The organism is Aquabacterium sp. (genome assembly GCF_021768455.1).
GTDB lineage: Bacteria > Pseudomonadota > Gammaproteobacteria > Burkholderiales > Burkholderiaceae_C > Aquabacterium.
In genome coordinates this window covers 26121-32174 of sequence record NZ_JAIZVX010000028.1, presented here as the reverse complement: position 1 = coordinate 32174, position 6054 = coordinate 26121, and the positions used below count along the sequence as shown (strand labels likewise).

Sequence of the window (6054 nt, the reverse complement as noted above, 5' to 3'; positions counted from 1 at the left end):
GGCTGTGTCAGCTGCGTGTCAGGGTGAGCAGGGGGCGTGTCATGGCCTTGTCATGTGTCCCACCTAAGGTGCGGGAGATCTGGGCCCTGAATGGCCTGTGTCTGACAGGAGCTCCCAATGTCCCATTCGCGCAAACTGATGCTGTTTCGGGTGGCCGCCATCGCCGTCGCCGTGCTCTGGGGCGTGGTGGAGTGCGTGGCGCTGTGTCGCTCGCGCCTGGTGAGCGGTGCCTCACCTCGACCACACTGAAAAGCGTGGCGGGCGGCGCGGGATGCGCTGGCGTCTGGCTTCTTGATCAACTCCCTCCTGCCTGCGGCGCCTTGACGACGCGCCACCGGAATCCGCATAAGCAGATGCGGATTCCGCGCTTTTGTGCGCAAGCCCCCTTCCTTAGCATTCGCGCCACGCATCAGGAAAGGGTTTGTCATGCGTTTTTCGTTGAAGCGGCCTGCGGGTCGGCGGCTTGTCTTGGCAGCCATGGCTGTGTTGGCCATGCAGGCGACGTCCGCTCGCGCCGACACCACCCTGCTCAATGTGAGCTACGACGTGACGCGCGAGTTCTACAAGGACTACAACGCCGCTTTCGCAGCCTACTGGAAGCAGACCACGGGCGAGACCTTGCAACTCAAGCAGTCTCACGGTGGCTCGAGCAAGCAGGCGCGCAGCGTGGCGGATGGACTGGAGGCCGACGTCATCACGATGAACCAGGCCAACGACATCGACATCCTGCACGAGCGTGGTGGCCTGATCCCGAAGAACTGGGCCGACCGCCTGCCCAACCGCAGTGCGCCGACCACATCCGTGTCGGTGATCCTGGTGCGCAAAGGCAACCCCAAGGGCATCAAGGACTGGGCTGACCTGGGCAAGCCTGGTGTTTCGGTGGTGATCCCGAACCCGAAGACCTCGGGCAATGGCCGCTACAGTTACCTGGCCGCCTGGGGTTCGGTGATCAAGTCGGGGGGCAAGGAGGCCCAGGCCCGTGACCTGGTCAAGCGCATTTTCGCCAACGTGCCGGTGTTTGACGGCGGCGGTCGTGCGGCCACCACCACCTTTGCCCAGCGCCAGATTGGTGACGCGCTGGCCACCTTCGAAAGCGAAGTGCCGCTGATCCTCAATGAGTTCGGAGGTGACTACCAGGTGGTCTATCCGAAGTCGACCATCCTGGCCGAGAACCCGGTGAGCGTGGTCGACAAGGTGGTGGACCGCCGCGGCACGCGCAAGCAGGCCGAGGCCTACCTCAAGTACCTCTACTCCGATGAGGGACAGGCCATCGCGGCCCGACACCACCTGCGTCCTCGGTCGCCCAAGCTGCTGGCGCAGTACAAGGCATCCTTCATCGCTTTGCCAACCTTCACGGTGGACGAGGTGTTTGGTGGCTGGACCCAGGCACAGCAGGTGCATTTCAACGACGGCGGCGTCTACGACCAGGTGATCGCCGCCGGTCGCTCGGGCAAGTGAGCCCCGCTTTTCACATCAGGCCGTTCATCCATGTTCCTGTCCAGAACCTTGCTGCGGCGTCGCAGCGTGCTCCCGGGGTTTGACCTCGCCCTGGGGCTGACCTTGTTGTACATCAGCCTCATCGTGCTGATCCCGCTCTCGGCCGCCTTCTTGCGCACCACCGAGCTCACTTGGCCCCAGTTCGTGGAAACGGTGACGTCGCCACGGGTGGTGGCGTCCTACAAACTGACCTTTGGCTCGTCCCTCGCGGCTTCGGTCGTCAACGCCGTGTTCGGCCTGTTGGTGGCCTGGGTGCTGGTGCGCTACAGCTTCCCTGGCAAGCGCATCGTTGACGCCCTGGTGGACTTGCCTTTTGCCTTGCCCACCGCCGTGGCTGGCATCGCGCTGACCGGGCTGTATGCGGGCAATGGCTGGATCGGCCAGTACCTTGAGCCCTTGGGGCTCAAGGTGGCCTTCAGTCCGAACGGTGTGTTCGTGGCCATGACCTTCATCGGTCTGCCTTTTGTGGTGCGCACGGTCCAGCCCATCCTGGAAGACGTTTCAGCCGAGCTGGAGGAGGCCGCCGCCACCCTGGGGGCCAGCCGCTGGCAGACCTTCAGCAAAGTGATCTTCCCGATCCTGATGCCTGCACTGATCACCGGGTTCTCGCTGGCCTTTGCGCGGGCGCTGGGCGAGTACGGTTCCATCATCTTCATCGCCGGCAACATGCCGATGATTTCGGAGATCACGCCGCTGCTCATCATCACCAAGCTGGAGCAGTACGACTACGCCGGAGCCACGGCCATTGCGGTGGTGATGCTGGTGATGTCGTTTGTGTTGTTGCTCGCGATCAATGCGTTGCAGTCCTGGGCGCGCAAGCGCCAGGGAAAGTGAGAGGTTGTCCCCCAAATGAGTTCCTTGTCTCCTCCCAACCTGTCCCAGGCCACCCGTGAACCGGCCTGGGTGCGCTGGACGCTGATCGGCGTGGCGCTGACCTTCCTGTCGCTGTTCCTGTTCGTGCCCCTGGTCTCGGTGTTCTACGAGGCCTTCAAGAAGGGCTTTGAGGTCTACAAGGCGGCCGTGACCGACCCGGATGCGATCTCGGCCATCAAGCTGACCCTGATTGCGGCGGGCATCGCCGTGCCGCTGAACCTGGTCTTTGGTGTGGCCGCCTCCTGGGCCATTGCGAAGTTCGATTTCCGCGGCAAGAACATCGTGCTCACGCTGATCGATCTGCCGTTTTCGGTCTCGCCCGTGATCGCTGGCCTGATCTTCGTGCTGGTGTTCGGTCTGCAGGGCTGGTTTGGCGAGTGGCTGCGCGACCACGACCTGAAGGTGATCTTTGCGGTGCCGGGCATCGTGCTGGCCACCATTTTCGTGACCTTCCCCTTTGTGGCCCGTGAGCTGATTCCCCTGATGCAGGCCCAGGGGCAGGAGCAGGAAGAGGCGGCACGCGTGCTGGGAGCCTCGGGCTTTCAGACCTTCATGAAGGTCACCTTGCCCAACGTGAAATGGGCGTTGCTGTACGGTGTCATCCTCTGCAACGCGCGCGCCATGGGTGAGTTCGGTGCAGTCTCGGTGGTGTCGGGCCATGTGCGCGGCTACACCAACACGCTGCCCCTGCACATCGAGATCCTTTACAACGAATACCAGTTCGCGGCCTCGTTCGCGGTCGCATCCCTGCTGGCCAGTCTGGCCCTGGTCACCCTGGTCCTGAAGTACATCGTCGAGCGCCGCGTCAAGCAGCAATACGCCCAGGTGGCCGACGCCGGAGTCCAAGCATGAGCATTGAAGTCAAGAACCTCGTCAAACGTTTCGGCTCGGTCACGGTGTGTGACCAGCTCAACCTCGATATCCCCTCGGGCGAACTCGTGGCCCTTCTGGGCCCTTCGGGCTCGGGCAAAACCTCGCTGCTGCGCATCATCGCCGGCCTGGAACAGCCCGACAGTGGCTCGGTGCTCTTCAACGGCGAAGACACCACCAACGTGGCCGTGCGCGAGCGCAACGTGGGTTTTGTGTTCCAGCATTACGCGCTGTTCGGTCACATGACGATCTTCGAGAACGTGGCCTTCGGCCTGCGCGTGCGTCCCAAAGCGACGCGCCCCTCCGAAGCCAAGATCCGAGAGAAGGTGATGGAGCTGCTCAAGCTGGTGCAGCTGGACTGGATCGCCGACCGCTATCCGCACCAGCTCTCTGGTGGCCAGCGCCAGCGCATTGCCCTCGCGCGTGCACTGGCGGTGGAGCCCAAGGTGCTGCTGCTGGACGAGCCCTTTGGTGCGCTCGACGCCCAGGTGCGCAAGGAGCTGCGCCGTTGGCTGCGCCGCCTGCACGATGAGATCCACGTGACCAGCGTCTTCGTGACCCACGACCAGGAAGAAGCCATGGAAGTGGCCGACCGCATCGTGGTGATGAACCAGGGTCGCATCGAGCAGCAAGGCACGCCGGACGAGGTCTACGACCACCCGGCCACGCCTTTTGTGCTGCAGTTCCTGGGCGATGTGAACCTCTTCCACGGCCGAGACCATGCACCCGGTGCGGTGGCCGCGGGTGGTGCCACCGGCAAGCCCGACGACGTGAGCTACGTGCGTCCGCACGAGATCCAGGTGCTGGCCCACCAGGCCGAAGGCAGTCTGCCCGTGACCCTGGTGCACACCCTCACCGTCGGCCCCAACACCCGCCTGGAGTTCAAGCGGGTGGACGGGCAGGGAGAGGTCGACGTCGAGCTGCCCCGCGGCGAGTTCGCTGCTTTGCGCGACAGCGGCATCCTGCAGGCGGGCGCCACCGTCTACCTGAAGCCCCGTCGGATCCGCCGCTTTTCGGTGGTGAATGGGGGGCAGGGCGTGCGCCCCGAGTACGTGGACACCGATCCGGGCGCGATGATCTGAACGGGTCGCATGCCCTGACAGTGGGGGCTGAGCAGGGGCACTGATCGGCAGCCTGTCCTGACGCTTGAGCCCCCGATTGCAAGCCCTTGTAAGCGCGCCTGATGGCGATGCAGGCTCGCTTTGTCGCAGGTGTGCGGCCGCCCGCGCCAGCGCCTGGTCGAGCGTCGCCGCGGCTTGACATGCCGAGACAAGGCCCCGTGATTTTTTGCCGTGTCTGGTGTCAGTGGCTGAGTCGGGCCCTCTGTACAGCGCAGCCCCTTTGTGCCTTGCTGGAAGGACGTGATCCACGTTCCTGGAGGGTGCCATGGGTGTCAAAACGGTTTGTTTCAGCTGGGTGGCTGCGGGTGTGTTGGGCTGTGGCGGGGCAGCGGTCGCCGGACCGGTCGACGACCTGCGGGTCGACTTTGCCAAGGCGGTTTACAGCGGCTCGCCCGAGCACGTGCACCAGCGCAACCCGCAGCCCCTGCTGCGTGCGGTGGTGGTGCTGAACGTCAAGCTCGACGCGGGCGACCACTGGCAGGTCGAAGTGGTGCGCACCAACGATGAGCAGCCCGAGTTGCTGGCCCGGGCCATCGAGACCGTGGCCCGCGCGCCCGTGGTGCCCATGCCGGACGAGGTCAGGGACCACATGCGCCGAAACGGCTTCATGGAGGCCTGGCTCTTCGACAACGATGGCCGCTTTCAGGTCAAGACCCTGGCCAAGGCGCAGCTCACTGGCCGTTGACACACAAGGCGGAGCAGGGCGTCTGCCTCGGTCACAATGGTGGGATGAGTGAAACCCGCACCCCATTGACGATCTTCAGCCCGGCCGGTGTGGTCGCCAGGACCACGCCGGTGCGCCTGGCCTCCAAGCGGCTCAAGGCCCTGGGCTTTGAGGTCAGCGTCGACGAATCGGCCCTGCTCAAACACCAGCGCTTCGCGGGCGACGATGAAACCCGCCTGGCCGCGCTGCACCGCATCGCCGATGCTGCGCCCAGCGTGGCCCTGGCCACACGCGGTGGCTACGGCCTGACCCGCCTGCTCGACCGCATCGACTGGCCGCGCCTGGCGGGCAGCGTCGAGCGCGGCACGGCCTGGGTGGGCTACAGCGATTGCACCGCGCTGCAACTCGGCGCCCTGGCCCATGGCGCAGCCGGCCCGGCCAGCGTGGGCGAAGGCGTGAGCGCCGGCTTCTGGGCGGGCCCCCTGGCCTGTGACGACTTTGGTCAGGCCGATGGCGCCCTGGGCGGTGACGACGTCACGCAAGAAACCTTTGTGGAAGCGGTGACCGGTTCGCTGGAGGCCGTGGGCTTTCGCACCGAAGCCGGTTTCGATGGTCTGGAGGTCGGTGGGCGCCTATGGGGTGGCAACCTTTCGGTGCTGCAGGCCCTGATCGGCACGCCTCACTTCCCCAGAATCAGGAACGGCGTGCTCTTCCTGGAAGACGTCAATGAGCACCCCTACCGTGTGGAGCGCACCCTGCAGCAGTTGCACATGGCCGGCATCCTCGATCAGCAGAAGGCCATTCTGCTGGGGCATTTCTCGGGCTGGAAAAAGTCGCCGCTCGACCGCGGCTTCAACCTCAAGACGGTGATCGCCCACCTGCGCAGCCTGACGAAAACGCCAATCCTCACCGGGCTGCCGTATGGCCACGTGCCCGTCAAAGTGTGCCTGCCCGTGGGGCGCAAGGTGAACCTGATGGTGCAAGGACGCGACGCCTTCGTGATGTGGTGAGTGCGCAGCGTGGCGAGGG

At 64.8% G+C, this 6054-nt stretch carries 7 protein-coding genes; all 7 read left to right on the top strand.

Annotated features, from left to right (window positions below; all coding sequences use genetic code 11):
• Positions 1-117 precede the first annotated feature (117 nt).
• The 7 genes from QZ994_RS05955 (at position 118) to QZ994_RS05925 (ending at position 6035) form a co-directional block, all read left to right on the top strand.
• Positions 118-249: a hypothetical protein gene (locus QZ994_RS05955; protein WP_290869603.1), complete on the top strand. Its 132-nt coding sequence runs from the start codon at positions 118-120 to the stop codon at positions 247-249.
• A gap of 228 nt (positions 250-477) precedes the next feature.
• Positions 478-1458 carry a sulfate ABC transporter substrate-binding protein gene (locus tag QZ994_RS05950; protein ID WP_290869600.1) on the top strand — a complete coding sequence of 327 codons (981 nt, stop codon included), beginning with the start codon at positions 478-480 and terminating at the stop codon, positions 1456-1458.
• Positions 1459-1488: 30 nt separating this feature from the next.
• A complete protein-coding gene (gene cysT, locus QZ994_RS05945; protein ID WP_290869596.1) occupies positions 1489-2331 on the top strand; it encodes a sulfate ABC transporter permease subunit CysT in 843 nt (280 codons plus the stop codon).
• A 15-nt stretch (positions 2332-2346) separates the two neighbouring features.
• Positions 2347-3222 (top strand): sulfate ABC transporter permease subunit CysW, encoded by an 876-nt coding sequence (gene cysW / locus QZ994_RS05940; RefSeq protein WP_290869593.1) that lies wholly within the window; start codon positions 2347-2349, stop codon positions 3220-3222.
• The gene (locus QZ994_RS05935; protein WP_290869592.1) at positions 3219-4322 is read left to right on the top strand and encodes a sulfate/molybdate ABC transporter ATP-binding protein; all 1104 of its coding nucleotides are present in this window, start codon (positions 3219-3221) and stop codon (positions 4320-4322) included. The genes cysW and QZ994_RS05935 overlap by 4 nt, the downstream gene beginning before the upstream one ends.
• A 304-nt stretch (positions 4323-4626) precedes the next feature.
• Entirely contained in the window at positions 4627-5046 is a 420-nt protein-coding gene (locus QZ994_RS05930; RefSeq protein ID WP_290869590.1) for a hypothetical protein, read from the top strand.
• A 44-nt stretch (positions 5047-5090) separates the two neighbouring features.
• On the top strand, positions 5091-6035 hold the full coding sequence (locus QZ994_RS05925) for an LD-carboxypeptidase (RefSeq protein ID WP_290869586.1): 945 nt from the start codon (positions 5091-5093) through the stop codon (positions 6033-6035).
• Positions 6036-6054: the final 19 nt, after the last annotated feature.

Excerpts from the sequence above, each read along its gene's own strand:
- QZ994_RS05955 (WP_290869603.1), top strand. The coding sequence starts at position 118 with ATGTCCCATTCGCGCAAACTGATGCTGTTTCGGGTGGCCGCCATCGCC.
- QZ994_RS05950 (WP_290869600.1), top strand. The coding sequence starts at position 478 with ATGGCTGTGTTGGCCATGCAGGCGACGTCCGCTCGCGCCGACACCACC.
- cysT (WP_290869596.1), top strand. The coding sequence starts at position 1,489 with ATGTTCCTGTCCAGAACCTTGCTGCGGCGTCGCAGCGTGCTCCCGGGG.
- cysW (WP_290869593.1), top strand. The coding sequence starts at position 2,347 with ATGAGTTCCTTGTCTCCTCCCAACCTGTCCCAGGCCACCCGTGAACCG.
- QZ994_RS05935 (WP_290869592.1), top strand. The coding sequence starts at position 3,219 with ATGAGCATTGAAGTCAAGAACCTCGTCAAACGTTTCGGCTCGGTCACG.
- QZ994_RS05930 (WP_290869590.1), top strand. The coding sequence starts at position 4,627 with ATGGGTGTCAAAACGGTTTGTTTCAGCTGGGTGGCTGCGGGTGTGTTG.
- QZ994_RS05925 (WP_290869586.1), top strand. The coding sequence starts at position 5,091 with ATGAGTGAAACCCGCACCCCATTGACGATCTTCAGCCCGGCCGGTGTG.